At 72.6% G+C, this 23,300-nt stretch carries 17 protein-coding genes; 4 read left to right on the forward strand and 13 right to left on the reverse strand.

What is annotated here, in order from left to right; translation table 11 throughout:
* Positions 1-208: 208 nt before the first annotated feature.
* A complete protein-coding gene (locus ACZ4A5_RS27635) occupies positions 209-691 on the reverse strand; it encodes a hypothetical protein (protein ID WP_467589896.1) in 483 nt (160 codons plus the stop codon).
* 41 nt (positions 692-732) lie between these two features.
* Complete coding sequence (locus tag ACZ4A5_RS27640; RefSeq protein ID WP_467589899.1) at positions 733-1,068, reverse strand: SH3 domain-containing protein; 336 nt, start codon at positions 1,066-1,068, stop codon at positions 733-735.
* Positions 1,069-1,215: 147 nt separating this feature from the next.
* Between ACZ4A5_RS27640 and ACZ4A5_RS27645 the strand changes: the two genes are divergently transcribed.
* Positions 1,216-3,462, forward strand: coding sequence for a protein kinase domain-containing protein (locus tag ACZ4A5_RS27645; RefSeq protein ID WP_467589902.1), 2,247 nt, complete (start codon positions 1,216-1,218; stop codon positions 3,460-3,462).
* A 314-nt stretch (positions 3,463-3,776) separates the two neighbouring features.
* Here ACZ4A5_RS27645 and ilvD read toward each other — a convergent pair whose 3' ends face one another.
* The 4 genes from ilvD to ACZ4A5_RS27665 all read right to left on the reverse strand — a co-directional run bounded on the left by ilvD (position 3,777) and on the right by ACZ4A5_RS27665 (position 8,250).
* On the reverse strand, positions 3,777-5,627 hold the full coding sequence (gene ilvD, locus ACZ4A5_RS27650; RefSeq protein WP_467589905.1) for a dihydroxy-acid dehydratase: 1,851 nt from the start codon (positions 5,625-5,627) through the stop codon (positions 3,777-3,779).
* Between the two features lie 149 nt (positions 5,628-5,776).
* A complete protein-coding gene (locus tag ACZ4A5_RS27655; protein WP_467589908.1) occupies positions 5,777-6,409 on the reverse strand; it encodes a TetR/AcrR family transcriptional regulator in 633 nt (210 codons plus the stop codon).
* On the reverse strand, positions 6,406-7,230 hold the full coding sequence (locus ACZ4A5_RS27660; protein WP_467589911.1) for a sugar phosphate isomerase/epimerase family protein: 825 nt from the start codon (positions 7,228-7,230) through the stop codon (positions 6,406-6,408). The genes ACZ4A5_RS27655 and ACZ4A5_RS27660 overlap by 4 nt, the downstream gene beginning before the upstream one ends.
* Positions 7,231-7,317: 87 nt before the next feature.
* Complete coding sequence (locus tag ACZ4A5_RS27665) at positions 7,318-8,250, reverse strand: Ppx/GppA family phosphatase (protein WP_467589914.1); 933 nt, start codon at positions 8,248-8,250, stop codon at positions 7,318-7,320.
* A 45-nt stretch (positions 8,251-8,295) separates the two neighbouring features.
* Here ACZ4A5_RS27665 and ACZ4A5_RS27670 point away from each other — a divergent pair, with 45 nt between their 5' ends.
* Entirely contained in the window at positions 8,296-9,153 is an 858-nt protein-coding gene (locus tag ACZ4A5_RS27670; RefSeq protein WP_467589917.1) for a DUF3109 family protein, read from the forward strand.
* Between the two features lie 422 nt (positions 9,154-9,575).
* On the opposite strand, the gene ACZ4A5_RS27675 is transcribed toward ACZ4A5_RS27670, so the two are convergent.
* The 5 genes from ACZ4A5_RS27675 to ACZ4A5_RS27695 form a co-directional block, all read right to left on the reverse strand.
* Positions 9,576-11,174 carry a BACON domain-containing protein gene (locus ACZ4A5_RS27675; RefSeq protein WP_467589920.1) on the reverse strand — a complete coding sequence of 533 codons (1,599 nt, stop codon included), beginning with the start codon at positions 11,172-11,174 and terminating at the stop codon, positions 9,576-9,578.
* A gap of 800 nt (positions 11,175-11,974) precedes the next feature.
* Entirely contained in the window at positions 11,975-12,565 is a 591-nt protein-coding gene (gene thpR, locus ACZ4A5_RS27680) for an RNA 2',3'-cyclic phosphodiesterase (RefSeq protein ID WP_467589923.1), read from the reverse strand.
* Positions 12,566-12,730: 165 nt separating this feature from the next.
* Entirely contained in the window at positions 12,731-14,095 is a 1,365-nt protein-coding gene (locus ACZ4A5_RS27685; RefSeq protein WP_467589926.1) for an MFS transporter, read from the reverse strand.
* Between the two features lie 30 nt (positions 14,096-14,125).
* Positions 14,126-14,578, reverse strand: a complete 453-nt coding sequence (locus ACZ4A5_RS27690) for a MarR family winged helix-turn-helix transcriptional regulator (RefSeq protein WP_366006809.1) — start codon at positions 14,576-14,578, stop codon at positions 14,126-14,128.
* A 211-nt stretch (positions 14,579-14,789) separates the two neighbouring features.
* A complete protein-coding gene (locus ACZ4A5_RS27695; protein WP_467589929.1) occupies positions 14,790-16,259 on the reverse strand; it encodes an NCS2 family permease in 1,470 nt (489 codons plus the stop codon).
* Between the two features lie 216 nt (positions 16,260-16,475).
* Here ACZ4A5_RS27695 and ACZ4A5_RS27700 point away from each other — a divergent pair, with 216 nt between their 5' ends.
* Both ACZ4A5_RS27700 and ACZ4A5_RS27705 read left to right on the forward strand, forming a co-directional pair.
* Positions 16,476-16,760 (forward strand): DUF2530 domain-containing protein, encoded by a 285-nt coding sequence (locus ACZ4A5_RS27700; protein ID WP_467589932.1) that lies wholly within the window; start codon positions 16,476-16,478, stop codon positions 16,758-16,760.
* 606 nt (positions 16,761-17,366) lie between these two features.
* A complete protein-coding gene (locus tag ACZ4A5_RS27705; protein ID WP_467589935.1) occupies positions 17,367-19,736 on the forward strand; it encodes a cation-translocating P-type ATPase in 2,370 nt (789 codons plus the stop codon).
* Positions 19,737-19,866: 130 nt separating this feature from the next.
* Here the strand turns inward: ACZ4A5_RS27705 and ACZ4A5_RS27710 are convergent, their stop codons facing one another.
* Positions 19,867-20,058 (reverse strand): DUF1059 domain-containing protein, encoded by a 192-nt coding sequence (locus tag ACZ4A5_RS27710; RefSeq protein ID WP_467589938.1) that lies wholly within the window; start codon positions 20,056-20,058, stop codon positions 19,867-19,869.
* A gap of 50 nt (positions 20,059-20,108) precedes the next feature.
* A complete protein-coding gene (locus tag ACZ4A5_RS27715; RefSeq protein ID WP_467589975.1) occupies positions 20,109-23,201 on the reverse strand; it encodes a sacsin N-terminal ATP-binding-like domain-containing protein in 3,093 nt (1,030 codons plus the stop codon).
* Between the last annotated feature and the right edge of the window lie 99 nt (positions 23,202-23,300).

Genomic DNA, 23,300 nt, shown 5'->3' on the forward strand with positions numbered 1-23,300 from the left:
GTGATCACTACTTTAGCGTATTTCCCCGGTGGCTCCTAATCGGCGCCCGGTCCGGAATTCGGCACGCCGAAATCCATCCCGTTCAGGGAACATGCAGTAGAGATTGCCGCCGGTGCGGCGTGAGTGGCCGCCTCGCCGTCCTCGCGGACGCCGTGGCAACTCGAAGAACTCTACACCAGTCCGGGCAGTGCTCCGCCCCGGCTGCCGGCTAGCGGCGCTTGCCCCGCTTGCCTGACTTCGCGCGGCGCCGTTCGTAGCGGGCCAGCGCCTCCTCGTACTCCTTGCGGCGCAGCTTCTCGCCCGGGGCCTCGGTGAGGGTGCGCAGCGCGTAAGCGAGCAGGGAGCCGATGAAACCGATCAGCAGCATGCTCTGCGTCGAGCGCTCCGCGCTCGCGTCCGTCGCGGGGGCCGGCCGCCGGCTGAACCCTTCCCAGGTACGGCGGAAGGCGAGCGCGTTGCACACGGCGAAGGCGACGACCACGAGCATGTTCACGAGGTTGCCGACCTTGGCGATCGTCAGGCCCTCGTAGCCGAAGCGCAGCACCAGGGCGCCGGCTGCCGCTGTGACGAGCGCGCCGATTCCGGCGCCGACCCGGCGCAGCGCGTAGCCGCCGCCGTGGTCGACCCATGTCGTACCGAAGAACCGGATCGGTTCGGGCCGGGGGCCGGTGGGCTCGCGCTCGTCGCTCATACGCCGATTATCGCCACCGGCCCGGCGGCCGGCGTCGTGGCTCAGGAGCAGCGGATCGCGACGAAGTCGCTGCTGCCCGTCTTCACATAGGCGTCCGACACGTACTGGCCCGGCGCGATGCTGTCCCAGATGTCGGAGGTGCCGTAGGGGCCGGTGACCGTCTCGCCGCGGGTCTGGCAGCGGATCTGGACCTCGGAGTCCTCGGGGAGGACGCGGACGATCTGGCTGCCGGTGTTCGGGCCGCGGCGGACGTTGACCTGGGTGCCGGGGGCGACCGGATAGTAGACAGCGCTCGCGGACCGCACCGATACGGCCAGGCCGGCACTCTCGTCACGCGTGCCGCTGTCGTTGCTCTCGTTGATCTCGCCGACGGCCATGTGGCCCTCCCCCGCGCAGTAATGAGGCGTTGCTCGATGACATGCGCAGGCTAGCAAGGCACGGCCATGCCTCCCGGGGTTCCCGGGTGCCATCGATTAGGCTCCGGAAGCCGCCGTACGCGGCCGAATACACACGGGGGTGGGGGAATGCCGCCGCTGCGCACGACCGGGGCGGGCCCGGAAGCGGAGGATCCGGGGTATGCCGGTCGGTACCGGCTGGAGGGGCGTCTCGGGTCCGGCGGCATGGGGGTCGTCCACCTGGCCCGCTCACCGTCCGGGCTGCGTCTCGCGGTCAAGGTGGTGCACGCCGAGTATGCGGTGGACCCGGAGTTCAGGGCCCGTTTCCGGCAGGAGGTCGCGGCCGCGCGGCGGGTGAGCGGGGCCTTCACCGCTCCGGTCGTGGACGCCGACCCCGACGGCGAGCGCCCCTGGATGGCCACCCTCTACATCCCCGGCCCCACGCTCTCCGAGCGGGTGAAGCGGAACGGGCCGCTGCCGCCCGACGAGGTGCGGCGGCTGGCCGCGGGACTCGCGGAGGCCCTGCGCGACATTCATCGCGCCCAGGTGGTGCACCGCGATCTCAAGCCGAGCAATGTGCTGCTCGCCGAGGACGGCCCCAAGGTCATCGACTTCGGTATTTCCCGCCCTCGCGACAGTGAGCTGCGGACCGAGACCGGGAAATTGATCGGGACGCCGCCTTTCATGGCTCCCGAGCAGTTCCAGCGGCCGCGTGAAGTGGGGCCCGCGGCGGATGTCTTCGCGCTGGCGTCGCTGTTGGTGCACGCGGCGACGGGGCGGGGGCCGTTCGAATCGGACAGCCCGTACATCGTCGCCTATCAGGTGGTGCACAACGAACCGGATCTCGCCGGGGTCCCGGACGATCTCGTTCCGCTTATCCGGGCCTGTCTGGCGAAGGAGCCCGCCGAGCGGCCGACGCCGGACGCGATCATGGCCCGGCTGCCGCGGGTGTCCGGGTCGGCACCGGTGAGCTTTCCCGCCCCGCCGGAGCACGGCGCGGCGCGTGACGCCGTCCCCACGCACGTACGCGTGCCCCCGCAGCCCGAGGCGCCGGAGCCCGCCGCGGCGGCACCGGCCGGCTCCCGTGCCCGGTGGACCCGGCGCGCGCTGTGGGCCGTCGCCGCCGCGGTGGTGGCGACGGCGCTGGGGGCGGGCGGCTTCTGGGCGCTGAACCAGGCCGACGTGTCGCACCGGCCGGCGCAGTCACGGTCCGCGGCGGCGGGCGCGGACTGGCAGCCGTGGGAGGCGTCCGTGCCTCCGGACGCGGCGGGTGACGGCAGGGTGCGGGCCGGGTTCTGTACGTACGGGGAGGCCGCGCTCTACTGCTCCGCGCCGGGCGTGCAGGCGGCCCGTATCGACCCCGCGAGCGGCGAGGTCGTCTGGCGGCGGCCCGTCGACACCTCCCACCCCGCGGAGACGGAACCGGGCGCTCCGCCCGCGCCGGTGGTCTCGGGCGGCCTGGTGCACGTCATAACGCCGGACGGCGACCGGCTCTTCGCGCTCGACCCGGTCAAGGGCGAGCAGCGCTGGACGCGGGACGTGTCGGTCTACAACGGGCGGGTCTATCACGCGGGGGACACGCTGCTGCTGGTCGCGGCCGACGGAACAGTGACGGCCGTCGACGGTGCGTCGGGCAGGGAGCGCTGGAGTCACAAGCTGCCGGGGTACGCGAAGCCGGTGTTCTCCTCCTTCGCGGACTCCGACGCCGGTTCCTACGCCGATCCCCAGGTCGTCGGCGGGCGCGACCTCGGTGCGCCCGTCTACGCCGTTTCCCCGGCCGGTCCGGGGCAGCACCGTACGCAGCTGCTCGCGCTCGACCCGTTGCGCGGCACGACGCTGTGGCAGCGCACGCTGGACGGCGATCTGACGCCGGTGGGCGTGGGTCCGCGTGGCGCGCTGTATCTGACGGCCGTCGACTCCCGCGACCGTGTCTCCGCCGTCGTCCGCTACTCCCCCGCCGAACAGAGCGAGCACCGGGTTCCCCTGAGCACGCCGTTGAGCGTCACGAGTGCGGCGGCCCGGGGTGACGCGGTCTATCTGTTGTCCTCGGACGGTGGCCTGACGGCCGTGGGTGTCGATCCGGCCGGAACGGGCGGAGGGCAGCGGTGGCGGCTGGACACGTCCGTGGCCAACGCGTCGGCTCTCGTCCTGGCGGACGACCGGCTGTACTTCTCCGCTGCGGACGGGCGGCTGCTGGCCGTCGATACGGCTCGGGGTGCTCTGCTCGGTCAGACGTCGCCTCGGCTGACTCGGGCGGGGCGGGGGTATCTGGATCTGCTGCCTGCGCCGGTGGCGGCGGATGGGAAGGTTTTCGGGGCGGCGCCGGATGGGACGGTGTTCGCGGTCAGTGATCACGATCCTGGGTCGTGGCGGTAGGTCGCGCCTGCGGCGAGCTTGTTCCCCAGCCCCCGCCCGTTCCGCACTGGGGCACGTGCCCCAGGCCCCCGGCTGCGGGTCCGTGGCGCCTGCGGCGGGCTTTTTCCCCAGCCCCGCCCCTTCCCGAAACCGGGGAGACCTCGGACCCCCAGCAACGCGCTTCGCGCGTTGTCCTCAATCGCCGGACGGGCTGATTACGAACCCCGAAGCCGTACGTGCCCGCACTTGCCCCCGGCACCGACCACAACCCAAGCCCGGCCGGCGATTGAGGCCACCCGAACCGCAACCACACACAACCCGCAGAAGAACCCCGCTCAGCCCAAGCGGCCAACGTCCCGCACAGCCCCCCGATCCGCGCTCGTAGCCATCGCCGCATAAGCCCGAAGCGCCGCAGAGACCTTGCGTTCGCGGGACTTCGGGGCGTAGCGGCCTTCGAGAGCGGTGCGGCGGGTGGTCAGTTCCTCTTCGGGGACGAGGAGTTCGATGGAGCGGGCGGGGATGTCGATGCGGATGCGGTCGCCGTCCTCGACGAGGGCGATCGTGCCGCCGGAGGCGGCCTCGGGGGAGGCGTGGCCGATGGAGAGGCCGGACGTGCCGCCGGAGAAGCGGCCGTCGGTGACCAGGGCGCAGGACTTGCCGAGGCCGCGGCCCTTCAGGAAGGACGTGGGGTAGAGCATCTCCTGCATGCCGGGGCCGCCCTTGGGGCCCTCGTAGCGGATGACGACGACGTCGCCCTCCTTGATCTCCTTGCGGAGGATCTTGTCGACGGCCTCTTCCTGCGATTCGCAGACGACGGCCGGTCCTTCGAACGTCCAGATCGATTCGTCGACGCCCGCCGTTTTCACGACACAGCCGTCGACGGCGAGGTTGCCCTTGAGGACGGCCAGCCCGCCGTCCTTGGAGTAGGCGTGCGCGGCGTCGCGGATGCAGCCGCCGGCGGCGTCCGTGTCGAGGGATTCCCAGCGCTCGGACTGCGAGAAGGCGGTGGCGGAGCGGACGCAGCCGGGGGCGGCGTGCCAGAGTTCGACGGCCTCGGCGGACGGGGAGCCGCCGCGGACGTCCCAGGTGCCCAGCCAGTCCTTGATTCCGGGCGAGTGGACGGTGTGCACGTCCTCATTGAGCAGGCCCGCGCGGTAGAGCTCGCCGAGGATCGCGGGGATGCCGCCGGCGCGGTGCACGTCCTCCATGTAGTACGTGCCGCCGGGGGCGACGTTGGGCGCGACCTTGGCCAGACAGGGCACGCGGCGCGAGACCGCGTCGATGTCCTTGAGGTCGTAGTCCAGCCCGGCCTCCTGGGCGGCTGCGAGCAGGTGGAGGATCGTGTTGGTCGAGCCGCCCATGGCGATGTCGAGGGCCATGGCGTTGTCGAAAGCGGCGCGGGTGGCGATGTTGCGCGGCAGGACGGAGTCGTCGTCCTGTTCGTAGTAGCGCTTGGTGATCTCGACGACCGTGCGGGCCGCGTTCTCGTACAGCGCCTTGCGGGCGGTGTGGGTGGCGAGGACGGAGCCGTTGCCCGGGAGGGAGAGGCCGATGGCCTCGGTGAGGCAGTTCATGGAGTTCGCGGTGAACATGCCGGAGCAGGAGCCGCAGGTCGGGCAGGCGTTCTCCTCGATGCGGAGGACGTCCTCGTCCGAGACGTTCTCGTCGACCGCGTCCACGATGGCGTTGATCAGGTCCAGCTTGCGGACCGTGCCGTCGACGAGGGTGGCCTGGCCGGCCTCCATCGGGCCGCCGGAGACGAAGACGACGGGGATGTTGAGGCGCAGCGCGGCCATCAGCATGCCCGGCGTGATCTTGTCGCAGTTGGAGATGCAGATCAGCGCGTCGGCGCAGTGCGCCTCGACCATGTACTCGACGGAGTCGGCGATCAGATCGCGCGAGGGCAGGGAGTAGAGCATCCCGGCGTGGCCCATCGCGATGCCGTCGTCGACGGCGATGGTGTTGAACTCGCGGGGCACCGCGCCCGCCGCCAGGATCGCGTCGGAGACGATCCGGCCGACCGGGGCGAGGTGGGTGTGGCCGGGGACGAACTCGGTGAAGGAGTTGGCCACCGCGATGATCGGCTTGCCGATGTCCCCGCTCGCTACGCCCGAGGCGCGCATCAGGGCGCGGGCTCCCGCCATGTTGCGGCCGTGGGTGACGGTGCGGGACCTCAGCTCGGGCATCCTGCTCCACTCCTCGAAAGGCGTCGGCGCGCGGTGGCGGCGGCCTGGTGGCGGCGGCTTCGCGCTGCGCGGTGTCGCGTTCTACGAGCCTACGCCGGTGATCCAAGATCCGGACAGGGTCTCCGGTATGTGAGACGGGCGTCTCGCGGCTACGGGGCTTCCGTGAGGTGGCGCTGGATGGCCGGCGCGACCTGGGCGATGACGTCCTCCACGTCCGCCGACGCCAGCGGCTCGACCTTGATCACATGGCGCAGCATCGCGACGCCGACGAGGTGGGCGGCGGCGAGCTCGGCGCGCAGCCGGGGCTTCTCGACGTCCAGTTCGTCGGCGATGCGGGCCATCAGCCGGGTGGAGACGAGGTCGCGGAAGACCGCGGCCGCGGTCTCGTTGGCGACGGCGGACCGGACGATCGCGAGCAGCGGCTCGCGGGTGACGGGGTTCTCCCACAGGCCGAGGAAGAAGCGCGTCATGCGTTCGCCGACGGTGTCCGGACCGCCTTCGAGGACGACGTGGGGCATCTGGAGGGCGGGCGCGAAGGCCACCTCGATGGCGGCGGCGAAGATCTGTTCCTTGGGCCCGAAGTAGTGGTGGACGAGGGCGGGGTCCACGTCCGCGCCCCTGGCGATGGCCCGGATGGACGCCTTGTCGTAGCCGCGCTCGGCGAACTCGGCGCGCGCCGCCGCGAGGATGCGCTCCCGCGCGCCGGGGCCGCCGCCGAGTTCCGTGCGGGCGGGCCTGCCGCGTTTCCTGGGGGCTCCGTCACCCGTACGGGGGGCGCTCACGGACGGGCCGCGCCCGTCGGGGAGGCGAGGTGCAGCCGGGTGAAGGCCAGGGCCTCGGCGAGATCGGCCTCGCGCTCGGCGGCGGACATGGCGCGCCGGGTGTTGACCTCGATCACCACGTGGCCGGCGAAGCCGGTGGTGGCGAGGCGTTCCAGCAGCTCGGCGCAGGGCTGTTTGCCGCGGCCCGGCACGAGGTGCTCGTCCTTGGCGGAGCCGTTGCCGTCGGCGAGGTGGATGTGCGCCAGCCGGTCGCCCATCCGGTCGATCATCTGGAGGGCGTCCGTCCGGGCGGTGGCGGTGTGCGAGAGGTCGACGGTGAAGTGGCGGTAGTCGTCCTTGGTGACGTCCCAGTCCGGGGCGTAGGCGAGCATCTCGCGGTCGCGGTAGCGCCAGGGGTACATGTTCTCGACGGCGAAGCGGACGTCCGTCTCGTCGGCCATCCGCCAGATCCCCTGCACGAAGTCCCGCGCGTAACCGCGCTGCCAGCGGAACGGCGGGTGGACGACGACGGTCGTGGCGCCCAGCTTCTCGGCGGCCGTGCGGGCCCGCTGGAGCTTGACCCAGGGGTCGGTCGACCAGACGCGCTGCGTGATCAGCAGACAGGGCGCGTGGACGGCCAGGATGGGCACCTGGTGGTAGTCGGACAGGCGGCGGAGCGCCTCGATGTCCTGGCTGACCGGGTCGGTCCACACCATGACCTCGACGCCGTCGTAGCCCAGGCGCGCGGCGATCTCGAAGGCCGTCGCCGTCGACTCCGGGTAGACCGAGGCCGTGGACAGCGCGACCTTCGCATCCGGGATGCGCACCACAGGCTCTGTCACGAGGGACAGCGTACGACCGTGTCCCGGACCGCGGGCATGGAGGTGGCCGTGCGGCGCACCGGCGGTACGCCCTTCGCGGCAGCCGCGTCAGGAAGTGGGCAGGTGATCGAGCCGCCGGAGGATGACGCCCTCCCGCAGCGCCCAGGGGCAGATCTCCAGCTCCTCGACGCCGAGGAGGTCCATGGCCGCCTCCGCGACGAGCGCGCCCGCGACCAGCTGGGGCGCGCGGCCCTCCGAGACGCCGGGCAGCCGGGCGCGCTCCGCCGAGGCCATGGCGGCGAGCTTGGGCACCCACTCCTCCAGGGAGCGCCGGGTGAGCGCGCGCTGGACGTAGAGGCCGTCGGTGGAGCGGGCCGCTCCGGCGATCCGGGCGAGCTGCTTGAACGTCTTGGAGGTGGCGACGACGTGGTCCGGGGTGCCGTGCCGGGCGAAGTCCCCGACGATGCGGGCGATCTGCGCGCGTACGTGCCGCCGCAGGGCCCGTACGTCCGTGGCGTCGGGCGGATCGCCCGGCAGCCAGGCCGTGGTCAGCCGGCCCGCGCCCAGCGGCAGCGAGACGGCCACGTCGGGCTCCTCGTCCATGCCGAAGGCGATCTCCAGGGAGCCGCCCCCGATGTCGAGGACCAGGAGCTTTCCGGCCGACCAGCCGAACCACCGGCGGGCGGCCAGGAACGTCAGCCGCGCCTCCTCGTCGCCGGTGAGGACCGGCAGAGTGATCCCGGTCTCCTTCCGGACGCGCGCGAGCACGGTGTCGGCGTTGGCCGCCTCGCGCACCGCGGAGGTCGCGAACGGCAGGACCTCCTCCACACCCTTGTCCTCGGCGGCCTCCTGCGCCTCCTGAATGACCGATACGAGCCGGTCGACCCCCGCCTCACTGATCGCCCCTTCGTCGTCGAGGAGCTCCGCGAGGCGCAGTTCTGCCTTGTGGGAGTGGGCGGGCAGGGGACGGGCGCCCGGATGCGCGTCCACCACCAGCAGATGGACCGTATTCGAACCCACATCGAGGACACCGAGTCTCATGGCCTGAACGCTACTGCGACCGGCCGGGGCGCATAGTCTTGAGGGGTGGCAAAGACGAAGAAGGCCAAGCCTGACAAATCCCTCGACAAGGCCGGGAAGAAGCGGTCCAAGATCTCCGCGAAGGCTTCTGCGACGGCCTCCTCGAAGGTCCCCGCGAAGGTCGCCGACGAGGTCGGGCTCGACTTTGCCCGCGCCTGGGTCGAATTCCCCGATCCGGCCGACGACGAACAGGTCTTCCGCTGCGACCTGACCTGGCTCACCTCGCGGTGGAGCTGCATCTTCGGCAGCGGCTGCCAGGGCATCCAGGCCGGCCGCGCCGACGACGGCTGCTGCACGCTGGGCGCGCACTTCTCGGACGAGGAGGACGAGCAGCGCGTCGCCGGGCACGTGGCGCGGCTGACTCCGGACATCTGGCAGTTCCACGACGTCGGCACGTCGACCGGCTGGACCCAGGTCGACGACGACGGCGACCGCCAGACCCGCCGCTGGGACGGCTCCTGCATCTTCCAGAACCGCCCCGGCTTCGCGGGCGGCGCCGGCTGCTCCCTGCACATCCTGGCCCTCAAGGAGGGCCGCGAACCGCTGGAGACCAAGCCGGACGTCTGCTGGCAGCTCCCCGTCCGCCGCACGTACGACTGGATCGACCGCCCCGACGACACGCGCGTCCTCCAGGTCTCCATCGGCGAGTACGACCGCCGCGGCTGGGGCCCCGGCGGCCATGACCTCCACTGGTGGTGCACGTCGGCGACGTCAGCGCATGGTGCGGGTGAGCCGGTGTATGTGACGTACGCGCCTGAGCTCACGGAGCTCATGGGCAAGGAGGCGTACGGGCGGCTGGTGGAGCTTTGTGAGGAGCGGATGGGGGCGCTGCTGCCGTTGGCTCCGCATCCGGCGGATGGGTGACGGCTGGTTCTTCTGGTTCTTGGTCTGCGGGTTGCTTGCGCCTTGCGGTGGGGTGGCCTGCGGGGGCGCCCCTACGGGCTTGCCGTTGCCGGGTGCGGGTTTCGCTGCCGCCTGCGGCGGGAGCGCCCTTCGGGCGTGGCCTCAATCGCCGGCCGGGCTGGTTTGTGGTGGGTGCCGGGGGTGACATCGGCTTGTATTTCAGCCTGTCCGGCGTTTGAGGACAACGCGCGAAGCGCGTTGCGGGGTCTGGGGCGGCAGCCCCAGTTTCGGGAAGGCGGGTAGGGGAAAAAGCCCGCCGCAGACGCCACGGACCCGCAGCCGGGGGCCTTGGGGCGCGTGCCCCAGTTCGGGAAGGGGCGGGGCTGGGGAAAAGCCCGCCGCAGGCGTGAGCGATCCGCACCCGGCAGACCACGCACCCCCCATCACCCCACCGGCGGCGAGCCGGAAGGCTGAGGCGACGGCGAAAGCCGAGGCGACGGTATCGGCACCGGCCCCCGCCCCTCGATCGTCACCGTCGTACCCCCCGGCGCCACAGCCACCCGCGCACTCCACGGCCCGGCCGGCTCTTCCGCCGTGTCGACGTCGACGACGACGGTGATGGACTGCCCGGGCCACAGCACCCCACCGGTCCGGCTGAGCCGCAGCCACGGCGCGCTGGTGGTCATCGACCAGGGAACCGCTTCCCCGCCGCTCGCCGTGAGGGTGATGAGCGTGGCCTTGCCGCTCGGCTGCGCGGTGATCGTGAGCCGCCCGGGGCCCGGCGCGGGCGACGGCGGGGGGCCGGGCAGGGGAACCGCGCTGCCGGTGGGTGAGGGCGGCACGCCGCCGGGCTGTTCCTCGGGTACGGGCACGGGTCTGCCGTCCGGCCCGATCACCGAGACCGACACACCGGTCACCGGGCTTCCGGTCGCGCTGCGCGAGCCGATCCGCTTGTCGGCGGGGCCCGCCTCCCCCGGCGGGTAGACGGCCGGGCCGCCGGCCTCCTCGGCGGTGACGGAGGTGGGGTTCTGGGCCTCCCCCGTCGACGGGGCACCGCGGTAGGCGGCCCACAGGGCGAGCACGGGCGCGGCGACGACGGTGGCGACGACCGTGGTCGTGATCGCCCGGCTGCGGAGGCGGCCCCGGCGCGCGACGCGGTCCTTGGGGTCCACGGGGAAGCCCCGGCGGTCGAAGCGGGGGTTGGGGGGCGCGGCGGACCCCCGCTGCGTACGCGCGCTCACGGCGGCCAGCATGGCCGCGTGCACCGCGGCCCGCGGGGCCTCGATGACGGGCAGCGCGGCCGACGAGGCGGAGGTGCCGGGCCAGGGTTCGCCCGCCGTGGCCCGCTCGGCCGTACGGCGGCAGTCCGCGCAGTCGTCGACGTGCCGGACCAGTTCGCGGCGGAGCGCGGTGCCCAGCAGCACCCGGGTGTCGCCCGCGAACCCTGCCACCACCGGGCAGCGGCCCGACTCCACGACGGCCAGCGCGGTCCGGGTGCGCTCGACCTCGCAGGCGGCGCTGGACAGCAGGGTGCGGGCGGCGTCGCTCTCCATCCGGAGCACGGCCGCGACCTCGTGCGCGGAGAGGCCGTGGCGTACGGCCAGTTCGAGCGCTTCGCGCTGCTCGGCGGTGGTCCCGGCGGCCTCGGGCCAGGCGAGCTGGGCGAGCTCCGTACGGCGCTGCTCGTCGGCGGCCGCGCCCTCGCGCTCCCCCAGCTTGCCGCCCGGCTCCGCGAGCCGCCGCAGACAGGCCCAGCGGGCGAGGGCGTAGAGCCAGGAGCGGCGCACGTCGTCACCGGCGGGCGCCCGGTCGGCGCGCCGCTCGGCGATCGCGAGGACCTCGCCGAGCGCGGCGGTCGCGCTGTCGTGCTCGCACAGCACGGACAGGCAGTAGGTGAACAGGCCGTCGAGGTGGGGGTCGTACTGAAGAGGCGGCCGCTGCGCAAGCGTCTCCTGCTCCGTACGGGCCGCGCGCGGCGCCCCGCGGCCTGCGCGGTGCGCGCCGGTGGCGTGCGTGGGGGGCTCGGGCCTCCTGGTCATCATCCCGGCGACGGTAGGCGCGTGGCGGTCCCTCGTTCTTGCTGCGGGCGCAGGATTAACCCATTCGGGTGAGCTTCTCCCTCTAACGGTGAGGCTCCGTCGGGGGCGGGGCGTTGCCGCCTGCGGCGGCCTTGTCCCTCGGGGCGCGCTCCCACACGGGGGCTCGCGCCCCCAGCCCCGCCCCTTCCCGGCTGTATCTGATGTGCGGCTCCGCCGCGTGGGGGGCAAACCCGCAACATTGCGCGCCCCGGAACTGGGGCTGCGCCCCAGGCCCCCGGCTGCGGGCCGGTTCGCCGCCTGCGGGCCGGTTCGCCGCCTGCGGGCCGGTTCGCCGCCTGCGGCCGCGTCCTCAGACGCCGGACAGGCTGTCTTGTTCCCCAGCCCCGCCCCTTCCCGAAACTGGGGCTGCGCCCCAGACCCCGCAACACGCTTCGCGCGTTGTCCTCAAGCGCCGGACGGGCTGAAATACGAACCCTGAAGCGGACACCTCCCGCACATGCCCTCCGGCGGGAGGGGGTGGGGCTGGAGGGTGAGGTTCTGGAACGCGGTGCGTTTTCAGGGCACTCAATGCGGGAGACCCGCAGCGCACCGCGTTCCAGGTCCTCAGCCCGGAAGACCCACCCCCGGCACCCACCACAACCCAAGCCCGGCCGGCGATTGAGGCCACCCGAACCCCAGCCACAAACAACCGCACCCGGCAACAAAGATCACCGCACCGCAGCCACCACAACCACGACAACAAGCATCACAACGAGCACACCGCTCATGATCCGGTTTCTGGTCTTCGGGTCCACCCCATGAGCCTAACCGCCGTCCGGAACCACTCCGGAACGGCCCAGTTCCCACACCCCCACCGTCTCGTAACGCGGCCGCTCCCCCAGCAAGCCGGAAACCGGCAGCCGGCTGCGGACGAGTTCCAGCCGGTCCACCGTCCACGGCATGCCGGCGAAGTCGGCGAGCCCCTCCGCGTACGGGCGCAGATGGACCGGGTGGCCCGACGCCCGGGCGAGGGTGAGGTGGGCGTGGAAATCGTGGGTGCTGTCGACGGCGACCCCGGCGCGGCGCGCCCCGGCGGCGGTGGAGCGGGCGAGGTCGCGGAGGACGGTGCGCTCGCCGTCGGCGCCGACCCACAGGACGCGGTCGCCGAACCGCCCGCCCCGGGCGAACCGCAGCTCGTGCGGCGGATGCCGGTGCGCGGCGCGCCCGAGCCGCTCGGTGAGCTCCGGGAGCAGCGCCTCGTCCACCTCGCCGAGGAAGGCGAGGGTGAAGTGCCAGGTGTCCGGCGCGGTCCACCGGAGATGCGCCGCGCCGGGCAGCGAGTGCAGCGGGGCGACGGCGGCCGCGAGTTCGGCGACGACCTCCGGCGGCGGGTTCACGGCGGCGAAAAGTCGCATGGGGTCAGTGTCCCTCCCCCGGTCACCGGACGGGCTGAGGAGAAGCCCGTCCGGTTGTGAGGGCGCCGTGGACGGCGTGTCCGGGTCGGCGGCCGTCAAGACAGGCACCGCGAACGGCACGGCTCAAACAGCGACCGTCGAAACACACACCGCGAACGGCACGGCTCAAGCGGCAGCCGTCAGGACAGGCGCCGCTTCCTTGGGGACGAACGCCACATGCGGACGGCCGTGGCGCAGGCCGATCTTCAGACGGAGTCCGCCGACGCGGGCGAGGACCACGCCGACGCCGAGAGCGGCCAGCAGGGAGACCGCGCCGCCTGCGCAGAAGCCGATCCGGGCGCCGTACGCGTCGGTGACCCAGCCGACCACGGGCGCGCCCAGCGGCGTGCCGCCCATGAAGACCATCATGAACAGGCTCATGACGCGGCCCCGCATGGCGGGGTCCGTGCCGAGCTGGATGCTCGAATTGGCGGTGACGTTGATCGTCAGGCCGGCCATCCCGATCGGGACCAGCAGCACCGCGAAGATCCAGAACTCGGGTGCGAGCGCGGCCGTGATCTCCAGCAGGCCGAAGAGCAGCGCGGCGCCGACGAGCACGCGCAGCCGCGAGGTGCCGCGCCGGGCGGCGAGCAGGGCGCCGGCCAGCGAACCGGCCGCCATCAGGGTGTTGAGCAGGCCGTAGGTGCCGGCGCCGGCGTGGAAGACGTCGTTGACGTACGCCGTCAGCCAGATCGGGAAGTTGAAGCCGAAGGTGCCGATGAAGCCGACGAGGACGATGGGCCAGATGAGGTCCGGGCGCCCGGCGACATAGCGCAGTCCCTCGCGGAGCTGGCCCTTGCCGCGGGGGGCGCGGTCGACCTTGTGGAGCTCGGCGGTGCGCATCAGCAGCAGCCCGGTGATCGGGGCGATGAAGGACAGGCCGTTGAGCAGGAAGGCCCAGCCGCTGCCCACGGCCGTGATCAGCACACCGGCGACGGCGGGGCCGACGAGGCGGGCGGACTGGAAGTTCGCGGAGTTGAGGCTGACGGCGTTGCGCAGGTCGGCCGGGCCGACCATCTCGACGACGAACGCCTGCCGGGCGGGGTTGTCGAGGACGGTGACGAGGCCGAGCGCGAGCGCGATGAGGTAGACGTGCCAGACCTGCACGTGCCCGGAGAGGGTGAGGACGGCGAGCGCGAGGCCCGTCACGCCCATCGCGGTCTGGGTGATGAGGAGCAGCCGCCGCTTGGGGCACCGGTCGGCGATGACGCCGCCGTAGAGCCCGAGGAGCAGCATGGGCAGGAACTGCAGCGCGGTGGTGATACCGACGGCCGTGGAGGAGCCGGTGAGGCTGAGGACCAGCCAGTCCTGGGCGATGCGCTGCATCCAGGTGCCGGTGTTGGAGACCACCTGGCCGGTGGCGAAGAGCCGGTAGTTACGGATCCTCAGTGAGCTGAAGGTGCCGCCCTTGGGCTTGGTCAGGGCGGTGGTGCGTATGTCGTCGGGGGTTTTCGGTGCGGGTGCGGAGTCTGCTCCGGGTCCCGTACTCAAAGTGGGTTCGCCTCCTCACTTGTGTGGGGGTTACAGATGCGCGAGCTTCTCCAGCACGGGCGCGGCGGCGCGCAGCGTCGCCCACTCGTCCTCGTCGAGCCGGCCGACCAGTTCGCTGAGCCAGACGTTGCGCTTGCGCCGGCTCTCCTCGAGCATGGCCTCGGCGCGCTCGGTCTGGGTGACCACCTTCTGGCGGCGGTCCTCGGGGTGGGGCTCCAGCCGGACCAGGCCCTTGGCTTCGAGCAGGGCGACGATGCGGGTCATCGACGGGGGCTGCACGTGCTCCTTGCGGGCGAGCTCGCCGGGGGTCGCGTGACCGCAGCGGGCGAGGGTGCCCAGCACCGACATCTCGGTGGGGCTGAGCGACTCGTCGACCCTCTGGTGCTTGAGCCGACGCGACAGACGCATGACACCGGAGCGCAGGGAGTCCACTGCCGCGGTGTCGTCCTGGCTGGCGTTGTCCTGGGTGCCTGGGTCCGACATGTTCCTTAGGTTAACTCATTACCCGCGCTAAATAAAGCGGGGCGCCAGGGGCGCTCGGGGCGGGACGGGGGCGTCCGGCGGCAGAGGGCCGTGGGGCGGGATCCGCGCGCCCCCGCACGCTCCGGCCGCACGCGTCGCCGCACGCCCCCCCGTACACGCGAAACGGCCGGGTGCGCGTCGCACCCGGCCGCTCCCCACGCGGGATCCGCCCCTACTTCACGCCCAGCATCTGCTCGATCGGGTTGAGCATGAAGTAGACGAGGAAGCAGAGCCCGACCACGTTGAGCAGCCAGGGGATCTCCCGCGTCCGCTTGTCGGCGATGCGCAGCAGGATGAAGGCGAGGACGCCGATGCCGATGCCGTTGGTGATCGAGTACGTGAACGGCATCGAGATGATCGTCAGGAACGCGGGGATCGCGATCGTGAAGTCGCTCCAGTCGATCTCCTTGACGTTGGCCGCCATGATCAGGAAGCCGACGACCAGCAGGGCGGGCGTGGCCGCCTGCGAGGGGACGATCTTGGCGAGCGGGGTGAAGACCAGGGCCAGCAGGAAGAGCCCGCCGGTCATCAGGTTCGCGAGGCCCGTCCGGGCGCCCTCGCCGACGCCGGCCGTGGACTCCACGAAGCAGGTGTTGGCGGAGGCCGAGCCGAGGCCGCCCGCGGCGACGGCGACGCCGTCCACCATCAGGATCTTGCCCATGTTCGGCAGCTGACCCTGCTCGTCGGTCAGCCCGGCCTCCTCGCCGACGCCGATGATCGTGCCCATCGCGTCGAAGAAGCCGGACAGCAGCACGGTGAAGACGAACAGGCAGCCGGTCAGCCAGCCCACCTCGTGGAAGCCGCCGAAGAGGCTGACGTTGCCGACGAGACCGAAGTCGGGGGTGCCGACGACGTTGTCCGGCACCTGCGGCACGCTCAGACCCCAGTTGGCGTCGGGGATCGTGGCCAGCGAGTTGATGATGATCGCGACGAAGGTCATCGCGACGATCCCGATGAGGATCGCACCCCGCGTCTTGCGCACGACGAGGATGAACGTCAGCGCGAGCCCGATCGCGAAGACCAGCACCGGCCAGCCGTGCAGCTGCCCGCCCTGGCCGAGCCCCATCGGCACGGTGGTGTGCGCGCCGTCCGGGTTGCGGGTGACGAAGCCGGAGTCGACCAGGCCGATCAGCGAGATGAACATGCCGATGCCGATCGCGATCGCTCGCCGCAGGCCGCCGGGGATGGCGTCCATGACGCGCTGCCGCAGGCCCGAGGCGACCAGCACCATCAGCACCAGACCGGCCAGCACGACCATGCCCATCGCGTCCGGCCAGCTCATCTTGGGCGCGAGCTGGAGCGAGACGACGGCGTTGATGCCGAGCCCGGCGGCGCAGGCGATCGGCACATTGCCGATCACGCCCATGAGCACGGTGGAGAGCCCGGCCATCAGCGCGGTGGCCGTGACCAGCTGACCGTTGTCGAGCTGGTGGCCGAACTTGTCGTGACCGGCCCCGAGGATGATCGGGTTCAGCACGATGATGTACGCCATCGCAAAGAAGGTGGCCAGGCCACCGCGCAGCTCACCGGAGACGGACGAGCCCCGCTCGGTGATCCGGAAGAACCGGTCGAGGGCGGAGCCCCCGGAGGCGGGGGACGGCGGCTGCTGGGCGTCGACCGGGGAGGTGGCCGAGGAGGGCATGCGAGACCTCAGTCGGTACGGGCCTGGGGGAGGCGTGGGAGACAGCGGGTGAACAAAAAGGATCTTGATTGGATGATCGAACGAAACAATCTCACCAGATCCGGTTCGATTCAGTATGAATAAACAAACCCGGAATTGCTATCTCCGCGCGTAGACCCCTATAGGACAAGGGCCTCCCTCCCGGCGCGCCGGGCCGCACGGACTAGGCTTCGCCCCATGACGAAGTGGACACCCAGGCACGAGGCACCGGAGCCCCTCGAAGGGCCCGTCGTCGCCACGATCACCGGCGGCACGATCCTGTGGTTCGTCCTCTTCCTCGTGCAGCTGCCGTTCTACGGCTGGTTCCAGGACCACGGGCATCTGTGGTGGGTCTGGACGTGTGCGGCCGGTGGGGGGCTGGGGCTCATCGGGGTCTGGTACGTCCGGAAGCGGGATGCGGCGATTCGGCGGCATGCGGCGTCTGTGGCCGGGCGGGGGGAACCGGCGGCGCCTCCGCGCTGACCGGGGCCGGGCCCTTGCCGCTCCCTGTCGCCTGATCTGCGGATACGCGCCGCGCGGGGGCTCGCGCCTCAGCCCCCGCTGCGGGTCCGTTGCCGCCTGCGGCGGGAGCGGCCTGCGGCCGCGTCCTCAAACGCCGGACGGGCTGTTTGTTTCCCCAGCCCCGCCCCTTCCCGAAACTGGGGCTGCCGCCCCAGACCCCGCAACACGCTTCGCGCGTTGTCCTCAAACGCCGGACAGGCTGAAACACAACCCGCACTTGCCCTCCGGTGGGAGGGGGTGGGGCTGGAGGGTGGGGTTCTGGAACGCGGTGCGTCGGTACGGCACTCCATACGAGAAACGGTGCCCGCACCGCGTTCCAGGTCCTCAGCCCGGAAGACCCACCCCCGGCACCCACCACAAACCAAGCCCGGCCGGCGATTGAGGCCGCCCGCCGCAGGCGCACACAAGCCGCACCAGACAACGGCGAACCCCCACACCAAAGCCCGGCCGGCGATTGAGGCCACCCGCCGCAACCACAAACAACCCGCACCAGACAACAGCGAACCCCACAAACCCCCCGCCCCACAAACAAGGCACAAACCCCCCGCACCCCTTACCGTCGGACCCATGAGCGAACCGGCACACCCCCCGGCCCCGCCCCCCGGCCTCACCCGAGCCGAAGTCGCCGAGCGCGTAGCGAGAGGTGAGGTCAATGACGTACCCGTGCGCTCCTCCCGGTCGACCGCGGAGATCGTCCGTGCCAACGTCTTCACCCGGTTCAACGCGATCATCGGAGTGCTCTTCCTGATCATCCTGCTCGTCGGGCCGATCCAGGACGGACTCTTCGGATTCGTGATCGTCGCCAACACCGCGATCGGCATCATCCAGGAGCTGCGCGCGAAGAAGACCCTCGACTCCCTCGCGGTGATCGGCGAGGCCAAGCCGACCGTCCGCCGGGACGGGGAGCCCTCGGCGATCCCCACCGGGGAGATCGTGCTGGGCGACCTCATCGAGCTGGGCCCCGGGGACAAGTGCGTGGTCGACGGCGAGATCCGGGAAGCCGACGGGCTGGAGATCGACGAGTCGCTGCTCACCGGCGAGGCGGACCCCGTGCTGAAGCGGCCCGGGGACAAGGTCATGTCCGGCTCCTTCGTCGTCGCCGGAGGCGGCTCGTACACCGCCACCAAGGTCGGCCGCGAGGCGTACGCCGTCCAGCTCGCCGAGGAGGCGTCCCGCTTCACGCTCGTCCACTCCGAGCTGCGCACCGGCATCAGCCGGATCCTCAAGTACGTGACGTGGATGATGCTCCCGACCGCCGTCGGCCTCGTCATCAGCCAGCTCGTCGTGCAGGGCCACGACTGGAAGGAGGCGGTCCGGCGGATGGTGGCCGGCATCGTGCCGATGGTCCCCGAGGGCCTGGTGCTGCTGACCTCCGTGGCCTTCGCGATCGGCGTGATCCGGCTCGGCCGGAAGCAGTGCCTGGTCCAGGAGCTGCCGGCGATCGAGGGCCTGGCCCGCGTCGACACCGTCTGCCTCGACAAGACCGGCACCCTCACCGAGGGCGGCATGGACGTGAGCGAGCTGCGGATGCTGCCGGGAAGCGCGGACGAGGCGTACGTCCGCCAGGTGCTCGGCGCGCTCGGTGAGTCCGACCCGCGGCCCAACGCCAGCCTCAAGGCCATCGTCGACGCCTACCCCGACGGCGCGGGCTGGCGCTGCACCGAGTCGCTGCCCTTCTCCTCCGCCCGCAAATACAGCGGCGCCGCCCTCAACGGCCCCGACAGCGAGAGCGGCAACTGGCTCCTCGGCGCCCCCGACGTCCTGCTGCCGGACGGCCACCCCGCCCTCTCCGAGACCGAGCAGCTCAACGCCCAGGGGCTGCGGGTCCTGCTGCTGGCCCGCGCCGAGCGCGAGCTCGACGACCCGCGCGTCGTCGAGGACGTCAGCCCCACCGCCCTCGTCGTCCTCGAACAGCGGCTGCGGCCCGACGCCGGTGACACCCTGGGCTACTTCGCCCAGCAGAGCGTCTCCGCCAAGGTGATCTCCGGCGACAACGCCGTCTCCGTCGGCGCGGTCGCCGCCAAGCTCGGCCTGCCCGGCTCCGAGGCGCCGGTGGACGCGCGCCGCCTGCCCACCGAGAAGGAACCCATGGCCAAGGCCCTGGAGAAGGGCAGCGTCTTCGGCCGCGTCACCCCGCAGCAGAAGCGCGACATGGTCGCCGCCCTCCAGTCCCGCGGGCACACCGTCGCCATGACCGGCGACGGCGTCAACGACGTCCTGGCCCTCAAGGACGCCGACATCGGGGTCTCCATGGGCTCCGGCTCCGAGGCGACCCGGGCCGTCGCGCAGATCGTCCTGCTCGACAACAGCTTCGCCACCCTGCCGTCCGTCGTGGCCGAGGGGCGCCGCGTCATCGGCAACATCACCCGGGTCGCGACCCTCTTCCTCACCAAGACCGTCTACTCCGTGCTGCTGGCGATCCTCGTCGTCTGCTCCCGGGTGCCGTATCCGTTCCTGCCGCGCCACCTGACCCTGCTGTCGACGCTGACCATCGGCGTACCGGCCTTCTTCCTGGCGCTGGCCCCCAACACGGAGCGCGCCAAGCCGCACTTCGTACGCCGAGTGATGCGGTACGCCGTCCCGGCGGGCCTGCTCGCGGGCGCGGCCACCTTCGCCGCGTATCTGGCCGCGCGCGCCTACTACACCGGGCCGGACAGCCTCGACGCCCAGACCAGCGTGGCGACGCTGACACTGTTCCTGATCTCGATGTGGGTCCTGGCGATCATCGCCCGCCCGTACACGTGGTGGCGGATCGCCCTCGTCCTCGCCATGGGCCTGGGCTTCCTCGTCGTCCTGGCCGTGCCGTGGCTCCAGCGTTTCTTCGCGCTGAAACTGGTGGGTACGACCATGCCGTGGGCCGGCGTCGCGATCGCCGCGGCGGCGGCCGCGGCCCTGGAACTGACCTGGCGCTGGGTGGGCCGCCGCTTCCCGGCCTGACCGGCACACCCCACAGCCCCGACCCCACCCACCGGACCCGGCCACACACCAGCCCGGCCGGCGCTCGAGGCCACCCCACCGCAAGGCGCGAGCAACCCGCGGGCGGCAACGGACCCGCGCAAGGCGACGGCTAAGCCTTGGCCTTCTCGTCCTCCAGGAACTCCCTGATCCGCTCGCGCAGCTCAGGGCCCTCCTGATGCTTGTGTACCGAGATCGCGTGCTGAGTCGCGGCTTCCAGGACCTCGTCCTCTTCGCCGGTGATGGTCAGCGTGCAGTTCGTCTCGCTGGGGAACCTGCGGCAGTCGGCGACTTTCCTGGTCATGACGGCCTCCTGAGTGGGCTCCATTCCAGGGTAGTTCCGGGCGGGAGCCGTCAGTCGAACCAGCGGGCCCGCGCCAGCTCGGCCGTGCGGGACAGGTCCTCCAGCAGTGCCGCCGCCTCGAAGCGCCGGGACCAGGCGCCGGCCGCCCACGCGAGGCCCGCCGCCACCCCCTCCAGCGTCGTGGCGTGCAGCACGCCGTCCTGCCCGAGGCACCAGTCCAGCTCGACACCGCCGACCACGAGCCCCTCGTGCTCGACATACGTCTCCGGCGCGCCCGGCAGCAGCGCGCGCACCCCCTCCGGCACGCTCCGCGGCGCGCCCTCCCCGTCGGGGACGCGCACGGCGAAGACCTCGCTCAGCCGCCGCACCTGGAGCAGTTCCGCGAGCTCCGCCGCCCGCGCGGGCCGCACGGGCAGCAGCGGGTGCCCGGCCGCGAGCGGGAGGACGTCGGGGGCGTCGGCGACCAGCGCGTCGGCGGCGTCCACGACGCGGACCTCGCCGTCGACGACGGCACGGAGCTCGTCCGGCAGGGTGACCTGATCGGGGTCGAGCCCGGCCAGGATGCCGTAGACGGCGTGGAGTTGAGCCGCGTCGACGGCGCGCTCCTCGTCGGCGAGCCGCCCGAGCAGCTCCGCGGCGCCGCCCGGCTCGTCGAGCAGCGCGGCCACGGAAGTGCGTACGCCCAGCGCGCGCAGCACCTGGTCGTCGGCGAGCCCGGCCGCGTCCGCCGGTTCGTACAGCCCGCGCAGCAGCGGATCGCCGCCCGCGACGCGCAGCCCGGCGGGCCTGCGGCCGTCCAGCACGGGGTGGCCGCGCAGCCACCACGCGGTGTAGGGCCGTACGGACTCCGTCGTACCGTCCGGCAGCAGCACGCGCACGGGCGCGGTCAGCGCGTCCCGCAGAGGCGGCCGCGCCAGCATGGCGAGCGCCCGCGGCCAGGCGTCGTCGTCGACGAGGTCGAGGTCGCGCACGGCGACGATCTCGGTGGCGACGGGCGGCACGGACGACTCGGGCAGCTGGTCCAGGACGTCCTCGCACCAGACGTCGACGGCTTCGAGCAGGCCGACGTCGTCGGGCTCGGCGAAGTCGGTGTCGCGGGGCTCCAGTTCGTCCGGGTCGAGGACGACGTCCGTGGCGCGTACGAGCGCGAAGGTGGCCATCACGCCCACGGCGGTCAGCGGCTGCTCGCCCCAGCGCTCGGCCAGCGCGGCGTCGCAGGCGGCGAGCTCGCCGGGGCGGATGACGCTCTCGAAGGGGCTGCCGGGCAGGACGAGTTCACCGGCGGGGGCGAGCTCGCCGTCCTCGTCGGGCAGGGCTAGCGCGGCGAGCCAGGGCTCGTCGCCGGGGGCGAGGTTGGCGTCGCGCACGAGAGCGAGCACGGTCTCGGCGAGGGCCTCGCTGTCGAGGGTGTCCTCGTCCCAGACCTCGTCGGCGTCGAGCGAGGCGGCGACGGCGGCCCGCACCTGAGGGGTCGTCAGGATCGCGCGGGGCGAGGCCGGCGTGGCGCCGAGCTTCTCCAGCAACGGGTGGGCGGCGTCGGGGTGGACGACCTTGAGCCCGAGCCTGGACAGCCGCTCCGTGCCGCCCGGCGGCGGCAGCAGGACCTGCCGGGGGCCGATGGCCGTGCGCGCGCCCTCGGCGAGGGGCACGGGCAGGCCGCCGAGCCGGTCGGGGTCGACACCGGAGAGGCTGTCGTAGAGCCTGCGCCACCACGAGGGTTCGCGGTCGACACCCGCGAGCCGGTCGACGACCTCGCCCAGCGGGACGCGCGTGATGCCGAGCGCGCGCAGCTCGGGGCGGCGCTCCAGCCCGGCGGGCAGCAGGTTGGGGAACAGCTCGCCGAGCACGGCGGCGGTCTCCGCTCCGGCACCCTCGACGACCTCGGCGTCGATCGGCCGCAGGGGCTGGGCGTACGCCTCCCGCGCCTCCTCCGGCACGTCCGCGGGCCGCACGGCGCGCGGCAGGAAGGGCACGCGCGGCAGCCGCTCCAGCACCAGCCGCCGCACCTCGGCGTCGACGGCGCTGCTGGCCAGCGGCGAGGGAACCAGGTCGAGGGTGCCGGTGGAGACGGGCTGCCAGTCGCGCAGCAGCGCGGTGTACGCCTCGGCGGCGCGCTCGACGAGGAAGTCCGTCAGCGGGCCGGGGGCGGTGTGCCGGCGGGTGGGTTCGAGGGGGAAGGTCGCGATGAGCAGGGCGGGCAGCCCCATCGGCTCGTCGGTGGGCGTGGGTGCGTGCAGCACGGGCGCCGTCTCCGGCCGCGCGGGCGCGCCGTCCGGACCCACCGGCACGGCCCAGGCCAGCGACCAGTGGGGGCGCAGCTTCTCCTCCACCGGCCGGTCGGCGAGCAGCTCCGGCTCCAGCCGCCCGACCGCGCGCTCGACCCGCCAGCGGGTCGTGGCGCCGCGCGCGGTGTCGCGGACGAGGACGTACGGCCCCTCGTCGCGCCGGTCCAGGATGCGTACGGGCTCGCCGGGCAGCTCGACGACGACCTCGGCCAGGCCGGGCAGGGCCAGCAGCAACGCGTCGTCGACCCCGCCCAGCAGACGGCGGGTCAGGTCCTCGGCGGCGCCGTCGCGCAGCGGGAGGACGACGACGGTCTCGTAACCCTCGGGCGCGGAGCCCTCGGCGGGCAGCGGGAGCCGGAGCAGCGGCACATGGCCGTCGCGGCGGCGGATCTCCTCGGCGAGGTCGCGGTTGCCCGCGGCGGCCCCGGCGGCCAGCGCCTGCGCCTCCGCGAGCGACCAGCGCACACCGCCGGAGCGCCCGATGACGGCGGGCTCGTCGCTGACGGCCAGCACGGCGGAGAAGCCCACGCCGAAGCGGCCGACGGCCTCCCGCGTCTCGTCGCGCTTGGCGGAGGCCCGCAGCGTGGCCAGCGACGCGACGCCGGCGTTGTCGAGCGGGGCGCCGGTGTTGGCGGCGGCGAGCACGGCGGGCGAGCCGGCCGTGGCCGGGTGCAGGGTCAGGCGCAGCCTGCCGCGTACGCCCGCCCGTGCGGCGGCGTCGGCGGCGTTCTGTGCGAGCTCGACGACGAGGCGGTCGCGGTAGCCGCCGAGGACCAGGTCCTCCTCGGCGTTGGCGTCCTCCCGGAACCGCGCGGGTGCGGTGATCCAGGCGTCCAACGCGTTGCGTCGGAGCCGCATGGTCCCGAACGGGTCCGTTCCATCGGCTTCGCGGGGCGCGGATCGGATGCCGCTCACGTCTACTCCCTGACCTTGGGGTTGCTATGGCTGAACGTCCGT

It is taken from the genome of Streptomyces sp. NPDC025618 (assembly GCF_055558795.1).

Excerpts from the sequence above, each read along its gene's own strand:
- ACZ4A5_RS27635 (WP_467589896.1), bottom strand. The coding sequence starts at position 691 with ATGAGCGACGAGCGCGAGCCCACCGGCCCCCGGCCCGAACCGATCCGG.
- ACZ4A5_RS27640 (WP_467589899.1), bottom strand. The coding sequence starts at position 1,068 with ATGGCCGTCGGCGAGATCAACGAGAGCAACGACAGCGGCACGCGTGAC.
- ACZ4A5_RS27645 (WP_467589902.1), top strand. The coding sequence starts at position 1,216 with ATGCCGCCGCTGCGCACGACCGGGGCGGGCCCGGAAGCGGAGGATCCG.
- ilvD (WP_467589905.1), bottom strand. The coding sequence starts at position 5,627 with ATGCCCGAGCTGAGGTCCCGCACCGTCACCCACGGCCGCAACATGGCG.
- ACZ4A5_RS27665 (WP_467589914.1), bottom strand. The coding sequence starts at position 8,250 with ATGAGACTCGGTGTCCTCGATGTGGGTTCGAATACGGTCCATCTGCTG.
- ACZ4A5_RS27675 (WP_467589920.1), bottom strand. The coding sequence starts at position 11,174 with ATGATGACCAGGAGGCCCGAGCCCCCCACGCACGCCACCGGCGCGCAC.
- thpR (WP_467589923.1), bottom strand. The coding sequence starts at position 12,565 with ATGCGACTTTTCGCCGCCGTGAACCCGCCGCCGGAGGTCGTCGCCGAA.
- ACZ4A5_RS27690 (WP_366006809.1), bottom strand. The coding sequence starts at position 14,578 with ATGTCGGACCCAGGCACCCAGGACAACGCCAGCCAGGACGACACCGCG.
- ACZ4A5_RS27695 (WP_467589929.1), bottom strand. The coding sequence starts at position 16,259 with ATGCCCTCCTCGGCCACCTCCCCGGTCGACGCCCAGCAGCCGCCGTCC.
- ACZ4A5_RS27700 (WP_467589932.1), top strand. The coding sequence starts at position 16,476 with ATGACGAAGTGGACACCCAGGCACGAGGCACCGGAGCCCCTCGAAGGG.
- ACZ4A5_RS27705 (WP_467589935.1), top strand. The coding sequence starts at position 17,367 with ATGAGCGAACCGGCACACCCCCCGGCCCCGCCCCCCGGCCTCACCCGA.
- ACZ4A5_RS27710 (WP_467589938.1), bottom strand. The coding sequence starts at position 20,058 with ATGACCAGGAAAGTCGCCGACTGCCGCAGGTTCCCCAGCGAGACGAAC.
- ACZ4A5_RS27715 (WP_467589975.1), bottom strand. The coding sequence starts at position 23,201 with ATGCGGCTCCGACGCAACGCGTTGGACGCCTGGATCACCGCACCCGCG.